The following is a 15,851-nucleotide window of genomic DNA, read 5'->3' as shown; positions in this document are numbered from 1 at the left end:
GGCGCAGATCACATCTTGGTTCTGGATCGGAAGGTGGAGCTTCCCTCCGCGGCGGGCCGGGGGGACATGCGGTGTGGGGGGTCCGCTACGCGGGCCTCCGGCGCCTCGTCAGCACCTCCGAGGTGGTCGTGCTGCTCCCCTCGGGCTGGCGGAAGGGCGAGGGGAGTGCGTTCCTCAGCCCCGACGTGGACGGCGTTCGGTTCGACGTGATCGCTCCGGGGTAACGCCGCACACTCGGCACCGACGGGGTCCGTCCGACGCCAGTAGCGTGACCTTCGTGAAGGTCCGCATCGGCATCGGGTCGGTTCCACTCGCCTGCGGGCCGGGTCCCGGCCCGGAGCTGGGCGCGCTCGTCGACGAGCTGGAGGCGCGGCGGATCGACTCGCTGTGGCTGGCGGACCAGGCGTCCGGCCCGCTGATCGACCCGCTGGTCGGGATGGCGTTCGCCGCGTCCCGCACCCGCAACCTCAAGGTCGGCAGCGGCGTGATCGTGCTGCCCGGGCGGAACCCCGCAATGGTCGCCGCGCAGCTCGCGTCGCTGGTCGCCCTCGCGCCCAAGCGCATCCTGCCCGCGTTCGGGGTGCGGCCGGCGATCGGGGCGGAGCGGCAGCTCTTCCCCGCCCCGGACGGGTCCCGCGCGGCCCTCTTCGACGAGTCCCTCGAGGTGGTCCGCCGCCTGCTCGCCGAGCCGCGCGTCACGCACCACGGCCGGTTCCTCCACCTCGACGACGTGTCCGTGGCCCCGCTGCCGCCCCGGCCGCCGGACATCTGGCTGGGCGGGCGGGCACCGGCCGGGCTGCGGCGGGTCGGGCGGCTCGCCGACGGCTGGCTCGGCAGCTTCGTCACCCCCGACGAGGCCGGCGACGCCCGGGAGCAGATCGAGCGCGCGGCCGCCGACGCGGGCCGGGAGATCGAGGACGACCACTACGGCACCAACATCGCCGTCGTGGCGCCGGACGCCTCCGACGCCGAGGTGGCCGCGGCGCGGGAGCGCGTCGTCCGGCGCAGGCCGGACCTCGACCCGGACGGCCTCGTGCCGCACGGCTGGGGGGAGGCGCGCGAGCTCGTCCGCCGGTTCGTCGACGTGGGCATCACCAAGTTCGTGGTGCGGCCTGCCGCGCCCGTCCCGGCGTGGGCCGGGTTCCTCGACCAGTTCGTCGACGAGCTCATGCCGCTGGAAGACGAGCTCAGCGACGACTGAGGCGGCACCCGCGTCCGCAGCAAGGTGGCTCTGCTCCGGTTCAACCGGAGCAAAGCCACCTTGCTGCAGTTCGGGCCGGGCTCAGCGGATCCGCCGGCCCGTCTCCGCGCAGTCGTAGCCGCCCAGCGCCTCGACCTCGGCCCGGAACCCCTCGTTCGCCAGCAGCTCCCACAGCGGGGCGAGCAGCGGGTCGTCCACCGTCGACGCGCGCAGGACCAGGTCGTAGGGCTCGCGCGCGACCGGCACGAAGCCCAGCCCGAACGCCCGCGCCGCGGCGAGGATGCCCATCCCGGCGTCGGCGCGACCGGCGGCGACGGCCGCGGCCACCGCGAGGTGGGTGTGCTCCTCGCGGGAGTAACCCTCGACGTCCGCGGGGTCGATGCCGCGCTTCGTCAGCTCGTGGTCGAGCAGCACCCGGGTGCCCGCGCCGCGCTGCCGGTTGACGTAGCGGACGCGGGTGAGGTCCTCGATGCCGGATAGACCGAGCGGGTTGCCGGGCGCGACGATCAGGCCCTGGTCGCGGTGCACCAGCCGCACGACGGCGACGTCGTCGCCGCCGCCGAGGACCTTCTCGACGTACGGGAGCGTGTACTCGCCGGTCGCCGGGTCGAGCAGGTGCGAGCCCGCGAGGTGGCACAGCCCGTCGCGCAGCGCGACGAGCCCGCCGAGCGACCCGACGTTCGAGCCGGCGAGCGTCAGCAGCGGGTCGGCGGCCCGCAGCGCGGACGCGGCCACGTCGAGCACGAGGTCGTGCGACCCGATCGCGACGATCGTGCGTCCGATCTCGCCGAGCCCGCGCAGCAGCTCCACCCGCACCCGCTCGCCGGCGTGGTGGCCCTCCAGTCCGGCCGGGACGACCAGCAGCCCGTCGGCGCGCACGAGCGAGGTGAGCACGCCTGCCCCGCGGGGGAGCGGCGTGGCGACGATCTCGCCGCCGACCCGCCCGAGCCGCACCCGCACCCAGTCGTCCATGCCGATGTTGGAGGCGAGCTTGCGGGCCAGCCGGGCCGTCGTGACCGGCCGCTCGCGGGGCGCCGCGCCCTCCAGCGCGGCGAGCAGCGGCGCGGCGAAGATGTCGAAGGTCAGCGCGGCCGACACCGGGTAGCCGGGGGCGCCGAGCACCGGTGTGGCGTCCACCGCGCCGAGCACCACCGGGTGGCCGGGCCGCACCGCGACGCCGTGCACCGCGAGCGTGCCGGCGCCTGCGACGACCCGGGCCGTGTAGTCGTCGCGCCCGGCGCTCGATCCGGCGACGAGCACCACCAGGTCGGCATCGGCCGCGGCCTTGCGCATCGCCTCGGTGATGAGCGCCGGGTCGTCGGGGATGATCGGGGTGATACGCGCCGTGCAGCCCAGCTCCCTGGCCTGGGCGGCGAGCATGAGCGAGTTGGTGTCGAGGATCTCGCCCGGCGCCGGCTCGGCGCCGATCGGGCGGATCTCGTCACCGGTCGGCACCACCGCGACCACCGGGGCACGCCGGACCACCAGTTCCACCGCCCCCGCCGCCGCGGCGGCCGCGACGTCGACCGGGCGCAGCCGGTGGCCAGCGGGGAGCAGCAGCTCGGCTGCGGACACGTCCTCGCCGATCGACCGCACGTGCTGGTAGGGCGGCACGGCGGCGCGCACCTCCGCGGCGCCGCCGACGTGGTGGACGTGCTCGCGCATGACCACGGCGTCGTAGCCGTCGGGCAGCGGGTCACCGGTGTCGACCACGGCGAAGTCGGTGAGGAGGACGGGCGTGGTCTCCGCCGCCCCGACGGTGTCGGCCGCGCGCACCGCGATCCCGTCCATGCCCGCCGCGTCGAACGCGGGGGAGGAACGGCGGGCCCACACCGGCTCGGCCGTGACCCGCCCGACCGCCTCGCCGACGGGCACCCGCACGGCGTCCACCCGCGCCGGGCACCCCGCGGCCGCGCACGCGTCCCGCCACGCGTCCAGCGCCGCGACGGCGGGAACGTCGGACACGAACGGCGAGTCGGCGACCACCTCGGAACGGTACGTCGTGTCGGGCCGAGGTGTGTGCACCCCCGCTCCCGCCGGTCGGGACAACCCCACCTCGATCCGGGGGTCCACCGCACCGGGCGACGTGTTGCCCCCATCGTTCCGCGCCGCCGCCGATCGCATTCTTGTGCCAGTGACGCACCGGCCGATCGAGAGATCCAGTCGGTTCAGCAATGAGGGGGCATCATGCCGATCATCTCCGTTCCTCAGGAGTTCAACCAGGACGATCTCTACGTCGACCTGCGATCGATCTTCGGGAACCCGCTGTTCCTGAAGTGCGAGGGATTCAATTTCGCGGGGTCCGTCAAACTGAAGGCCGCGAACGAGATGGTCGAGGCGGCCGAGCGCGGGGGCGCGTTGCGCCGGGGGTCCGTCCTGGTCGAGTCCTCGTCGGGGAACCTGGGCGTGGCGCTGAGCATCATCGCGGCGAGCAAGGGCTACGGGTTCCGGTGCGTGACCGACTCGCGCTGCAACCTGGCCACCCGCCTGCTGATGGAGGCGCTGGGCGCCGAGGTGCACGTCATCACCGAGCCCGACCCGGAAACCGGATACCTCGGCGCGCGCCTGAACTACGTCCGCAACCTCTGCGCGTCCGACCGGCGTTACGTCTGGCTCAACCAGTACACGAACGCCAATGCGTGGAAGGCGCACTACCGCACGACCGGACCCGCGATCGCACAGCAGTTCCCCGGGCTGGACGTCGTGTTCGTCGGGGCAGGCACCACCGGGACGCTCATGGGCTGCGCCCGCTACTTCAAGGACCACCACCCGTCAGTGCGGGTCGTCGCCGTCGACACCGTCGGATCGGTCAGCTTCGGCACGCCGGCCGCGCGCCGGATGCTCCCCGGCCTCGGGATGAACGTCCGCCCGCCGCTGCTCGACGAGAGCTACGTGGACGAGGTCCTCCACGTCGAGGAGGCCGACGCCATCCGCACGTGCCACCGGCTGGCCCGGCGCGGGTTCCTGTTCGGCGGCTCGACCGGCACGGTCGTGAGCGGCGCCACGGGTTGGCTGGCCCGCCACGGTGCGCGTGACCTCACCGCAGTGGCCATCGCGCCGGATCTCGGCGAGCGCTACCTCGACACGATCTACCAGAGCAACTGGGTGCAGGACCTCTACGGCGAGGGCGTGCTCGCCCTCGACGACCCGTCCGCCGGCGTTCGCGCGGCCTGAGGAGCACCACGATGAGCACGCAGCAGGAGATCCCGCTCACCGAGCGCGACGACATCCGGCGGTCCGTCCCGATGTCCGAGCTGGTGTTGGTCGACCGGTACGAGGCGCAGGGCTGGCGGGTTCGCAAGGACGAGCGCCTCGACCACCTCTTCGAGGAGCGCTGCGACTGGGTCCGCACCTACGGCCGCGCGGGGCAGCTCGCGATCGACTCCGCCGAGCTGTCGCTCACCTACGAGCAGCTCGACGCTCGGGCCAACCAGCTCGCCCGGTTCCTGCGGCTGCGGGGTGCGAACGCGGGCGACCGGATCGGCCTGCTGTTCGGCCGTCCGGCAGACGCGTACGTGGCGGTGCTCGCGGTGCTGAAGATCGGGGCCGCGTACGTCCCCGTCGACGTGAGCACGCCCGCGCACCGCATCGAGGCCATCGTCGAGGACGCCCGCATCCGCATGGTGCTGTCGTCGTCGGACGTGCTCGCCCGGGCCGACGTCGCGGCCGCGGGGAGCGTCGAGATCGTCCGGCTCGACCGGGTGGCCCGGCTGCTCGACGAGCAGGCGGAGCACCGGCTCACGCCCACCGAGCGGGGTCTGCGGGAGGACTCGATCGCCTACATCACCTACCGGCCCGGCCCCGACGGCAGGCCCACGGGTGTGGCCGTCGACCACCGGAGCATCTGCAACTTCGTCCGCGTCGCCGCCGAGGTGTACGGCATCCGCCCGTGGGACCGCGTCTACCAGGGCGCGCACGACGTCCCGGTCGAGGAGACCTGGGTGCCGTGGGCCGTGGGAGCCACGCTGGTGCCGCGGCCGGCAGGCGTCGATCTGCGGGGCCGGGACCTGCACGCCTTCCTGACCGCGCACCGCGCCACCGCGATGCGCTGCACCGCGGACCTGCTGGGCACGCTCGAGCGCGACCTCCCCGACCTGCGGTTCCTGCTGGTGGCCGGGCAGGCCTGCCCGCAGGACCTCGTCCGGCGGTGGCACAAGCCCGGCCGGCGGTTCCTGAGCGTGTACGGCCCGTCCGAGGCGACGGTGTCGGCCACCTGGACCGAGCTGCGCCCGGACAAGCCCGCGACCATCGGGATCCCGCTGCCCACCTACAGCACGGTCATCCTCGACCCGGCGGACCCGTTCTGCGCCCTGCAGCACGGGCGGGTCGGCGAGATCGGCATCGCCGGCATCGGGCTGACGTGCGGCTACCTCAACCGCGACGACCTCACCGAGAAGGCGTTCATCCCCGACTTCCTGGGGATCCCGGCGAACCCCTCCGGCCGGATCTTCCGCACCGGCGACCTGGGCCGGGTCAACCCCGACGGCGAGATCGAGTACCACGGCCGGCTCGACGGGCAGCGGACGGCGACCGGGTTCGGGACGGGCGAGATCGGGTCGGCGACACCGCAGGCGCGCCCGACACCGTCCCCGCCCCCGACACCGTTCCCGCGGACGTCCCGGCCTCCCGTGCCCCAGGCCGTGGAGTTGCCGGTGCCGCAGGCGGTGGAGTTGCCGGTGCCGCAGGCTCTGGAGCTGCCGGTGCCCCGGGCTCTCGAGCTGCCCGTTCCGCAGGCCGTCGCCCCCCTCCCGACACCGCTCGTCGACCCCCTCCCGACGCAGGTCGGCGCGGCCGCGGGACCGGTGGACCGGGCGGAGCCGCCGACCCCGTCCACGAGCGCGGGTCCGGCCTCCGACGTGGAGCGGGACCTCGCCGGACTGCTGGCCGAGGTCATCGGGGTCTCGCAGGTGGCGGTCGACGCCCACTTCTTCGACGACCTGGGTGCCGACTCGATGCTGATGGCGCGGTTCTGCGCCCGGCTCCGCAAGCGGGACGGCCTGCCGAACGTCGCGATGAGGGACGTCTACGAGCACCCGACCGTCAGGAGCCTGGCGACGGCCTTCGCACCGGCGACCGGTGGGGCCGACCCCGGCCTCGCGACCGAGCTCGCCGCGATCCTGGCCGAGGTCATGGGGGTCTCGCAGGTGGCGGTCGACGCCCACTTCTTCGACGACCTGGGTGCCGACTCGATGCTGATGGCGCGGTTCTGCGCCCGGCTCCGCAAGCGGGACGGCCTGCCGAACGTCGCGATGAAGGACGTCTACGCCTACCCCACGGTCACGACGCTCGCCACGGCGTTCGGCACGCCGGCCTCCGGCGTCGTCGGCCCGGACGATTCGGCGGAGCCGCCGGTGCTCGGGACGCAGATCATGCGGGCGGTCCGGGCCGTCCGCACGGTTCGCGCCGCCCGGCACCGGCAGGTGCCGACCCGCAAGCAGCGGTACGTGCTCTGCGGCGTGCTGCAGCTGCTGTTCCTCATCAGCTACCCGTCCGTCGTCGCGGTCGCCGGGGTCGAGGGCTATGAGTGGATCTTGGTCGGCCCGGACCTGCTCACCGTCTACCTGCGGTCGGTCGCCGTCGGCAGCGCGCTGTTCTTCGGCATGTGCGCCCTTCCGATCCTGCTCAAGTGGGTGCTCGTCGGGCGGTGGAAGCCCCAGGAGATCCCGGTCTGGAGCATGGCGTACTTCCGCTTCTGGCTCGTCAGGACGCTCGTGCAGCGCAGCCCGATGGCGCTGTTCGTCGGCTCACCGCTCTACGTGTTCTACCTGCGGATGCTCGGAGCGAAGATCGGCCGGGGCGCCGTGGTGCTGTCCGGCAACGTGCCGGTGTGCACCGACATGCTCGAGATCGGCGACGGCGCGGTGATCCGGAAGGACTCGTTCTTCCCCGGCTACCGGGCCCACGACGGCGCCATCCAGACGGGTGCGGTGAGCCTCGGCAACGGCGCTCTCGTCGGAGAGGCGACGGTGCTCGACATCTGGACGTCGCTCGGTGACGGCGCCGAGCTGGCGCACTCCTCCTCGCTGCACGCCGGGCAGACCGTGCCCGACGGCGAGCGCTGGCACGGTTCCCCCGCGCAGCGGGCGGAGCTGGACGCCCGGCCGCTCGACGCGCGGAAGGTCGGCGTCGTGCGACGAACCGTCTTCGTGACGGTGCAGCTCGCCAACCTGCTCCTGGTGGGCACGCCGTTGGCGATCGGCGGTCTGGTCCTCCTGCTCACCGAGGTCCCACAGCTCGCCACGCTGCTGGCCCCGGGAGCCCTGTCCCTGACGAGCTGGACGTTCTACCTCGACGCGCTGACCATCTCCACCGTGCTGCTCCTCGGCGGCCTGCTGGTCGGTCTGTTGTTCGTGGGAACCGTTCCCCGTCTGCTGAATCTGGCGATCCGGCCGGACCGGGTCTACCCGCTCTACGGCTTCCACTACTGGGTCCAGCGCGCGATCACACGCACGACCAACCAGAAGTTCTGCACGCGCCTGTTCGGTGACAGCTCCTACATCGTCCACTACCTGCGCTGGCTGGGATACGACTTTCCCGCGCTCAAGCAGACCGGTGCGAACTTCGGCGAAGAAGTCAAGCACGATACGCCGTTCCTCAGCACGGTCGGCAGCGGAACGATGGTCGCGGACGGGCTGTCCATCATCAACTCCGACTACTCGAACACATCCTTCCGGCTGTCCCGCGTGTCGATCGGAGCCCACAACTTCCTCGGCAACAGGATCGCCTATCCCGCGCAGGGCCGGACCGGCGACGACTGCCTCCTCGCGACGAAGCTCATGGTTCCCGTCGACGGACCGGTGCGGGAAGGCGTGGGCCTGCTGGGCGCGCCCGGCTTCGACATCCCGCGGTCGGTCGAACGCGACAAGCAACTCCTCGTGAACGGCGCCGACGAGTTGCGCCGCGGCCTGCGGGCCAAGAACGTCCACAACACCATCACCATCGCGCTTTCCCTGCTGGTCCGTTGGATCTACCTCGTCGTGGTCACCGTGCTCTACATGGGCGCCGTCGACCACTGGGGGTCGATGGGTGCGCCCGTGATCGCGGTGGCCACCGTCGGTGTCTTCGTCCTCACCGTCGTGTACTTCGTCCTCGTCGACCGGCTGCTCCGGCCGCTGCAGGCCTTGCGGCCCATGGGCTGCTCGCTCTACGACCGTGCGTTCTGGCGGCACGAACGCTTCTGGAAGGTGCGTGCCGACGCGTACTTCACCGTCTTCAACGGCACTCCGCTCAAGAACGTGGTGTGGCGGCTGCTGGGTGTGCGGATGGGCCACCGCGTCTTCGACGACGGCTGCTACATGTCGGAACGGTCCTTCGTGACGATCGGCGACAACTGCACTCTGAACGCGGGCAGCGTCATCCAGTGCCACTCGCAGGAGGACGGCGGGTTCAAGTCGGATCGGACCGTGATCGGCGCCGGCTGCACGATCGGCGTCGGCGCATTCATCCTCTACGGCGTCTCGATGGGCGACGGCGCCGTACTCGCCGCCGACTCCTTCCTCATGAAGGGCGAGGAAGTGCCCGTAGGTGCGCGCTGGGGCGGAAACCCCGCGAAGAAGATGCGCGAGCAATCGGCTGATCTGCAGGTGCGCCGGATCAGCATCGACGACAACTGCGCCGCCGTGCTCGTCCGCGGCTAGCAGCCCCGGCAAGGAGAGGAACGATTCGATGAACACGCAGATCGAGACCGGCCGGGATTTCTGGCAGCGGGTCCTCGCCGGGGGCGGGGCGACCGCGATCCCGCGGTGGACGCTCGACCCGGTCCCCGGCACCGCCGAGCACGTCGCGCCGCTGCGCGCCGAGCTCGTCGCCGCGATGCGCCGGTTGGCCGGTTCGACGAACCTGCCGCTGCACTCGCTCGTGCTGGCCGCGCACGCGAAGGTGCTGTCGGCGCTGTCCGGCGAGCCGGACGTCGTCACCGGCTACGCCGCGGGACCGGCCGGGCGGGCGCTGCCGTGCCCGCTCACCGCCGAGCCCGGCTCGTGGCGGTCGCTGCTGCAGGCGGTCGCCCCGGTCGAGATGGACGTGGTGCGGCACCGGGCGTTCGACCTGGACGCGCTGACGGACGAGATCGGTGTGGCCGGGCCGCGGTTCGAGACCGAGTTCGACCCGATCGACACCCTCGAGCCGCGCGACCTCGCGGGCGGCGTCGTGCTCCGGATCGGGCTGACGAACGGCGGCGGTGCGCTGCGGCTGACCTACCGGACCGACGCGCTCGACGACCCGAGCGCCCGGCGGATCGCCGGCTACCACCTCGCCGCGCTCGAGGCGATGGTCGCCGACCCGGACGCCGAGCACGGGCGGGCGGTGCTGCTGTCGCCCGAGGAGCTGCGCTTCCAGCTCGACGGCCTCGCCGGACCCCGCCGGGAGCTGCCGGACCGCCGCTTCCACGAGCTGTTCGAGCAGCGCGTGCGGATGCACCCGGACGCCGTCGCCGCCGTGCACCGCGACCGGCGGTGGACGTACCGGGAGCTCGACGCGCGGGCGAACCGGCTGGGGCGGGCCCTGCTGGCGCGCGGGCTGCGGCGCGAGGGCGTGGTCGCGGTGGTGACCGAGCGGAACCTGGACTGGGTGGCCGCCGTCATCGCGATCTTCAAGGCCGGTGGCGCGTACCTGCCCATCGAGCCGCACTTCCCGGCGGACCGCATCGCGAGGACCCTGTCGCGGGCGGACTGCACGCTGGTGCTGACCGAGCCCGGCAGCACCACCACGCTCGACCCGGCCCTCGAGTCGCTCCCGGGGGTGCAGAAGGTGTTCGTCGGCACGGCCTACGCCGAGGGGCACGCCGACACCGGCCTCGGTGTCGCCGTCGCGGCGGACCAGCTCGCCTACATCTACTTCACCTCGGGCTCCACCGGCGAGCCGAAGGGCGCGATGTGCGAGCACGCCGGCATGCTCAACCACCTCCACGCCAAGATCTCCGACCTCGGGATCCGCGAGGGCGAGGTCGTGGCGCAGGTCGCCCCGCAGTGCTTCGACATCTCGCTGTGGCAGCTGGTGTCCGCGCTGCTGGTCGGCGGGCGGACGGTGCTGGTCGAGCAGGACGTGATCCTGGACGTCGCGCGCTTCGTCGAGACGCTCGAGCGGGAGCGGGTCGGGGTCGCGCAGGTCGTGCCCTCCTACCTCGAGGTCGTCCTGTCCTACCTGGAGCAGCACCCGCACGAGCTGCCCGACCTGCACTGCGTCTCCGCCACCGGCGAGGCCCTCAAGACCGAGCTCGCCCAGCGCTTCTTCGCCGTCCGGCAGGGGACCGCCCTGGTCAACGCCTACGGCCTGACCGAGACCTCGGACGACACCAACCACGAGGTCATGCACGCCGCCCCGGAGGGGGGCCGGATGCCGCTCGGCCCCGCGGTGCAGAACGTCGACGTCTACGTGGTCGACGAGCACCTCCAGCCGGTGCCGCTCGGTGCTCCCGGGCTGATCGCCTTCTCCGGCGTGTGCGTGGGCCGCGGGTACGTCAACGACCCCGAGCGGACGCGCGCGACGTACCTGACCGACCCGCACCGGCCCGGCAGGCGCCTCTACAAGGGCGGCGACTACGGCCGCTGGCGCCCGGACGGCAAGCTGGAGTTCCTCGGGCGCCGCGACAACCAGGTGAAGATCTCCGGTTTCCGCATCGAGATCGGCGAGATCGACGACACCCTGCTGCGCGTCCCCGGCGTCCGCGACGGCGCGGTCGTCGTGACCGGGCGAGGCTCCGCCGAGCGAGCGGACGGCACCGAGCGGCCCGACCGCGGGAAGCACCTGGTCGCGTTCTACTCGGGCGACCGGCCCCTCGACGTCGACCTCCTGCGGGAGCGGCTCGGGGCGTCGTTGCCGCACTACATGGTGCCGGTCGCGTTCCACTGGCGGGAGAACCTGCCGCTGACCGGCAACGGCAAGATCGACACGAAGGCCCTCACCGCACTGGCCGCCGAACTCGCGGCCACGACCGACGATGACGAGCACGAACCGCCGGCCACCCCGACCGAGGTGCGGCTCGCGGCCGTGTGGGCGCGGATGCTCGGCCTCGACGCGGACCGGATCGGCCGGCGGGATCGCTTCTTCGACCTGGGCGGCTCCTCGCTGTCCGCCGTGAAGCTCGCGGTCGCCCTCGACCGCGTCGTGTCCCTCAAGGACGTCGTCCGGCACCCGGCGCTGGCCGATCTCGCCGAGCTGATCGACAGCAGGCCGGCACCGGACGAGCTGTCGGGCGAAGGCCGCAACTTCGTCGTCGCCTGCCGATACGCCTGATTGATCCGATCCGAGTCCACCACGCGAACGAATCCGACAAGAGGAGAACGCGATGTCGTCCCCACACCTGGCGCCACCGCTCGACGTCGAGCTGCGCCCCGGCCGGACCCCGCTCCTGCCCGTCGAACCCACCTCCGACGCCGCGGGCTGGACGGCCCAGCACCGCGACGGCTTGCGTGGCGTCGTGGCGCAGCACGGCGCCGTTCTCGTCCGCGGCCTGGGGCTGCGCGACGCCGCCGAGGCGGCGGCCGTGTTCCAGCACCTCGGCCTGGGCCTGATGGCCGAGCGGGAGGCGTTCGCGCCGCGCCAGACGTACGTCGAGGGCGTCTACTCGTCGACCAAGTGGCCCGCGAACCAGCCGATGTGCATGCACCACGAGCTGAGCTACACCCTCGAGGTCCCGTCGCTGATGCTGTTCGCGTGCATCACCCCGCCGGCGGCGGGCGGCGCGACCGGCGTGGCCGACTCGACGGCCGTGATGAACCAGCTGCCCCCGGACCTTGTGCAGCGGTTCGCGCGCGAGGGCTGGATGCTCGTCCGCAACTACAACGACGAGATCGGTGCGTCGTACGCCGACGCGTTCGGCACGGACGACCGCGGTGCCGTCGAGGCCTACTGCGCGGCGAACGCGATCGCGGTCGAATGGCGCCCCGACGGCGGCCTGCGGACCCGGCAGCGGCGCCACGCGCTCGTCGGACACCCCGTCACCGGGCAGGCCTGCTGGTTCAACCAGATCGCGTTCCTGAACGAGTGGACGATGGACCCCGACGTGCACGAGTACCTCGTGGAGGCCTACGGCGCGGACAACCTGCCGTTCACCACGTGCTTCGGCAACGGTGAGCCGGTGGGCGCGGACGTCGTCGAGCTGCTCAACCAGGTCTACGAGGCCAACACGCTGCGCGAGCCGTGGCAGGCCGGTGACCTGCTGCTCGTCGACAACGTGCGGACGGCGCACAGCCGGGAGCCCTACGAGGGGGCACGCGAGGTCGTCGTCGGCATGAGCGCCCCGCTGCGCATGCCGGTGCCGGGGGCCGTCCGATGACCGGCGTGCCGCCGTTCGCGGTGATCTCCGGTGCCCAGGTCCAGCGCGCGTTGCAGGGCCGCGAGAAGCAGGTCGTGGAGCTGGTCGAGGCCACCTACCGGCTGCACGGCTCCGGCGACTCGGTGAACCCGCCGTCGTACTTCCTGCGGTTCCCGGACCGCCCGACCGCCCGCATCATCGCGCTACCCGCGTCGATCGGCGGGGCGATCAGGGTGGACGGCCTGAAGTGGATCTCCAGTTTCCCGGAGAACGTGTCGGCGGGCATCCCGCGGGCCTCGGCCGTGCTGATCCTCAACGACCACGACACCGGCTACCCGTTCGCCTGCCTGGAGAGCTCGATCATCAGCGCCACCCGCACCGCGGCGTCGGCGGCGCTGGGGGCCGACCGGCTGACGCGGGGACGGGCGCGCCCGGCGCGCGTCGGGTTCGTCGGCACGGGCCTCATCGCCCGCTACATCCACACGTTCCTCACGAGCACCGGCTGGACGTTCGACGAGGTCGGCGTGCACGACCTGTCCGCGGGGAGCGCCGCGGGGTTCCGCGGTCACCTGGAGCGATCAGGGGTGGCGGGGCGCGTCACGGTGCACGACACCGCCGAGCAGCTGATCCGGTCGTCCGACCTGGTCGTCTTCGCCACGGTGGCGGGCGCCCCGTACGTCCACGACGTGTCGTGGTTCGCGCACAACCCGGTGGTGCTGCACGTGTCCCTGCGCGACCTCGCACCGGAGATCCTGCTCGCGTCGGCAAATGTGGTCGACGACGTCGAGCACTGCCTCAAGGCCGACACGTCGCCGCACCTGGTGGAGCAGCGCACCGGCAACCGGGACTTCCTGGACGGCACGCTCGACGACGTCATGTCCGGGCGGGTGCACGTCCCGGCGGATAAGCCGGTGGTGTTCTCCCCGTTCGGCCTCGGCGTGCTCGACCTCGCGGTGGGCAAGTACGTCTACGACGAGGTGACCCGCTCCGGTGAGCTGCAGGTCGTCGACGGCTTCTTCCACGACCTGAGCCGCCACGGATGACCGCGCAGCGGGTCGTCGCCATGGTTCTGATGGCGCTCGTGCCGCTGCTGCTCGCGGCCGGGAGCGCGGCCGCGGCACCGGGCGGGACCGGGCTGGTGATCGAGCCGGGCCACGTCGCGCCCGGCGCCCGGGACGTCACGCTGGCGTTCCGCCTCACCGACGGTGACCCGGCGGTTCCCACCACCCGGTTCCGGCTGCTCCTGCCCACCGGGCGGCCGCTGGGGGGCGTCACGGCGCCGGACCCGCCCGGGTGGACGGCCGCCCTCACCACGACCGCGCTCCCGGCCCCGGCCCCGAGCGCGGACGGCCCGGTGACCGAGATCGTGTCGGCCGTGACGTGGACGGCCACGGCGCCCCGGGCCACAGGCCCGGCGGACTTCACCCTGCACGTGGGCCTGATGCCGGACGGTGCAGGCCCGGTGCGCTTCCGGGCGGCCTGCACGGACGCGGCCGGGAACACCGTCGAGTGGACGGACAGCTGGGCCGATGGCGGACCCGAGCCCGCGCACGACTCGCTGAAGCTGGCGCTGGGTGCCGCTCCCGGCCCGGTGGTGGCGCCGGCCGTGCACCGCGGCCACCACGACGGCACGGGGAGCGAGGTCCCGCTCCCGGGAAAGGCCACGCCGGGAGGAATCGCGGCGACGATGGCCGCCGCCCCGGCGGCCACCGTGACCCTGACGATGACGCTGAGAGCGTTGTCCCGCCGCCAACACCGCCACCTGGATCACAGAATGGCTCCATGATGCTGTGGGGAGGGCTCGAAAGCAGCACTGTGGCGCCATGACCGGCTCTCCTCACCGCGCACCGGGGCCGGCCCTGGACTAGGAGGCGGTCGGGCTGCCTCGAGGTGTCGTGGGTTCGAACGCGCTGCGGTTCTCGTCGACGAACGCCTCGAGAGTTTTCGGTGGTGAGCCGCCGATCGTTTCGACCACGTCGGTGGCGATGTCCTGCTCACCGTGTTTGTGGGTTTCGGCTACATGACAGAGGTGTTCGACCAGGAATGGGGGGAATCCGGCCTGAGCCAGGGCCTGCCCCCAGTCCTCGACGGGGATGTCCACATAGTGGATCGGGCGGCCGAGTACGCGGCTGATCGTGTCGGCTTGTTCGGCCATGGACAGTGAGATCGGGCCCGTCGCCGCGTAGGTCCTGCCGTGGTGCGGCACGGGATCGACCAGCACACCGACGGCCACGCGGGCGAGGTCCTCACCGGCGACGGGGGCATGTCTGCCCTGGCCGTAGGGCAGGTAGATGCTGCCTTCGCTTCGCATGGCCGCTGGATCGGCGATGGTGAGCAGGTTCTCCAGGAAGTAGGGCGGGCGTATGTGGGTCACGCCGATCCCGGACCAGTCGAGTACGCGCTCGGCCAGCCAGTGTCCGCGGGCGGCTGGGCTCGCGTGATCCGGGCGGGCGGTCAGCTGGGACATGTTCACGATCGACTCGACGCCCGCTTGTTTTCCGGCAGCGGCGAAGGTTGTCGTTGCCGCGAGGAGGCTATCGGCGAGTGGGTAGGTGAAATAGGCGCGCCGCACGCCTTCGAGGGCGGCGCGTGCGGTGGTGAAGTCGCCGACGTCACCGACAACGATCTGCGCGCCCAGCGCCTCGAGTGCGGCGGAACGGTCATCGTCGTGGTGGACGAACGCTCGAACTGTCAGCCCCTTTGCCAGTAGCTGTCGGGCGACGTGGTTACCCGTCGCCCCATGACTGCCACCCGCGCCGACGATCAAGAACACCGTCGAAGTTGCCTCGGTCATCACGGCTGATGTGGTCATGGCGGCCTCCCTCGTGGTTGGGCTGGGTCGGTGGTCGGGTTGAGCGAGATGGTGGTGGCACCCGACAGCGACCGGGTCTCACCTCTACCGACGCCCGGCAGCAGCCGGGATCGACGGCAGGCGCGGAGAATTCGGCAGCGCCGGTGTCGATGCCGCCCCCGCTCGCGCGTCGAGGTGGGTGGAGGGTCCGAGTGGCGGACCGCAACGGGAAGGACGAAACGATGGCCCAGTACCTGGTGTTGATCTACGATGCCGAGAGCGCGCTGGCCGGCGCCGGCCAGGAGGAGTCCGAGCGGCTGCTGGCCGACCACCAGCGGTTCATGGCCGCGCACGAGACGGCCCTGCGCGGCGGCAATGCCCTGCAGCCGACCGCGACGGCCACCTCGATCCGTCCGGACGGCGCAGGCGGGTTCAGCGTCACCGACGCGCCGTTCGCCGAGACCAAGGAGGCCCTCGTGGGCTACTACCTCATCGAGGCCGACGACCTCGACCGGGCCGTGGCCATCGCCGAGCAGGTGCCGACGTTCGCCGGCGGGGTCGAGGTCCGGCCCGTACTCACCTTCGACTGACGACCCGAGGACGCC

Annotated in this window: 11 protein-coding genes; 9 read left to right on the top strand and 2 right to left on the bottom strand. The window is 72.4% G+C overall.

Annotated elements, in window-relative coordinates:
- Window positions 1-71 precede the first annotated feature (71 nt).
- Entirely contained in the window at window positions 72-224 is a 153-nt protein-coding gene (locus tag ABEA81_RS01275; RefSeq protein WP_345602627.1) for a hypothetical protein, read from the top strand.
- A gap of 53 nt (window positions 225-277) precedes the next feature.
- On the top strand, window positions 278-1,201 hold the full coding sequence (locus ABEA81_RS01270) for a TIGR03854 family LLM class F420-dependent oxidoreductase (protein ID WP_345602626.1): 924 nt from the start codon (window positions 278-280) through the stop codon (window positions 1,199-1,201).
- Window positions 1,202-1,282: 81 nt separating this feature from the next.
- Here ABEA81_RS01270 and ABEA81_RS01265 read toward each other — a convergent pair whose 3' ends face one another.
- Window positions 1,283-3,187: a molybdopterin biosynthesis protein gene (locus ABEA81_RS01265; RefSeq protein ID WP_345602625.1), complete on the bottom strand. Its 1,905-nt coding sequence runs from the start codon at window positions 3,185-3,187 to the stop codon at window positions 1,283-1,285.
- A gap of 201 nt (window positions 3,188-3,388) precedes the next feature.
- Here ABEA81_RS01265 and sbnA point away from each other — a divergent pair, with 201 nt between their 5' ends.
- From sbnA to ABEA81_RS01235, 6 genes are read left to right on the top strand one after another with little or no spacing between them, the layout of a single operon-like run.
- The gene (gene sbnA / locus ABEA81_RS01260) at window positions 3,389-4,375 is read left to right on the top strand and encodes a 2,3-diaminopropionate biosynthesis protein SbnA (RefSeq protein ID WP_345602623.1); all 987 of its coding nucleotides are present in this window, start codon (window positions 3,389-3,391) and stop codon (window positions 4,373-4,375) included.
- 11 nt (window positions 4,376-4,386) lie between these two features.
- Window positions 4,387-8,838, top strand: coding sequence for a Pls/PosA family non-ribosomal peptide synthetase (locus tag ABEA81_RS01255; protein ID WP_345602621.1), 4,452 nt, complete (start codon window positions 4,387-4,389; stop codon window positions 8,836-8,838).
- Window positions 8,839-8,866: 28 nt separating this feature from the next.
- Window positions 8,867-11,434, top strand: coding sequence for a non-ribosomal peptide synthetase (locus tag ABEA81_RS01250; protein ID WP_345602620.1), 2,568 nt, complete (start codon window positions 8,867-8,869; stop codon window positions 11,432-11,434).
- A gap of 52 nt (window positions 11,435-11,486) precedes the next feature.
- Window positions 11,487-12,476 (top strand): TauD/TfdA family dioxygenase, encoded by a 990-nt coding sequence (locus tag ABEA81_RS01245; protein ID WP_345602619.1) that lies wholly within the window; start codon window positions 11,487-11,489, stop codon window positions 12,474-12,476.
- Entirely contained in the window at window positions 12,473-13,498 is a 1,026-nt protein-coding gene (gene sbnB / locus ABEA81_RS01240; RefSeq protein WP_345602618.1) for a 2,3-diaminopropionate biosynthesis protein SbnB, read from the top strand. Before ABEA81_RS01245 ends, sbnB begins: the two co-directional genes overlap by 4 nt.
- Window positions 13,495-14,241 carry a DUF1775 domain-containing protein gene (locus tag ABEA81_RS01235; protein ID WP_345602617.1) on the top strand — a complete coding sequence of 249 codons (747 nt, stop codon included), beginning with the start codon at window positions 13,495-13,497 and terminating at the stop codon, window positions 14,239-14,241. Before sbnB ends, ABEA81_RS01235 begins: the two co-directional genes overlap by 4 nt.
- A gap of 78 nt (window positions 14,242-14,319) precedes the next feature.
- Here ABEA81_RS01235 and ABEA81_RS01230 read toward each other — a convergent pair whose 3' ends face one another.
- On the bottom strand, window positions 14,320-15,267 hold the full coding sequence (locus ABEA81_RS01230) for an NmrA family NAD(P)-binding protein (RefSeq protein WP_345602615.1): 948 nt from the start codon (window positions 15,265-15,267) through the stop codon (window positions 14,320-14,322).
- Window positions 15,268-15,488: 221 nt separating this feature from the next.
- On the opposite strand from ABEA81_RS01230, the gene ABEA81_RS01225 reads away from it, so the two are divergent.
- Window positions 15,489-15,836 carry a YciI family protein gene (locus tag ABEA81_RS01225; protein ID WP_345602614.1) on the top strand — a complete coding sequence of 116 codons (348 nt, stop codon included), beginning with the start codon at window positions 15,489-15,491 and terminating at the stop codon, window positions 15,834-15,836.
- Window positions 15,837-15,851 lie beyond the last annotated feature (15 nt).

The organism is Pseudonocardia adelaidensis (assembly GCF_039543345.1).
Classification (GTDB): Bacteria; Actinomycetota; Actinomycetes; order Mycobacteriales; family Pseudonocardiaceae; genus Pseudonocardia; species Pseudonocardia adelaidensis.
This window is presented reverse-complemented; position numbering and strand designations above follow the sequence as displayed.

What these genes read in the sequence shown, in the direction of transcription:
- sbnA (WP_345602623.1), top strand. Translation starts at nt 3,389, where the DNA reads ATGCCGATCATCTCCGTTCCTCAGGAGTTCAACCAGGACGATCTCTAC.
- ABEA81_RS01255 (WP_345602621.1), top strand. Translation starts at nt 4,387, where the DNA reads ATGAGCACGCAGCAGGAGATCCCGCTCACCGAGCGCGACGACATCCGG.
- ABEA81_RS01250 (WP_345602620.1), top strand. Translation starts at nt 8,867, where the DNA reads ATGAACACGCAGATCGAGACCGGCCGGGATTTCTGGCAGCGGGTCCTC.
- ABEA81_RS01245 (WP_345602619.1), top strand. Translation starts at nt 11,487, where the DNA reads ATGTCGTCCCCACACCTGGCGCCACCGCTCGACGTCGAGCTGCGCCCC.
- sbnB (WP_345602618.1), top strand. Translation starts at nt 12,473, where the DNA reads ATGACCGGCGTGCCGCCGTTCGCGGTGATCTCCGGTGCCCAGGTCCAG.
- ABEA81_RS01235 (WP_345602617.1), top strand. Translation starts at nt 13,495, where the DNA reads ATGACCGCGCAGCGGGTCGTCGCCATGGTTCTGATGGCGCTCGTGCCG.
- ABEA81_RS01230 (WP_345602615.1), bottom strand. Translation starts at nt 15,267, where the DNA reads ATGACCACATCAGCCGTGATGACCGAGGCAACTTCGACGGTGTTCTTG.
- ABEA81_RS01225 (WP_345602614.1), top strand. Translation starts at nt 15,489, where the DNA reads ATGGCCCAGTACCTGGTGTTGATCTACGATGCCGAGAGCGCGCTGGCC.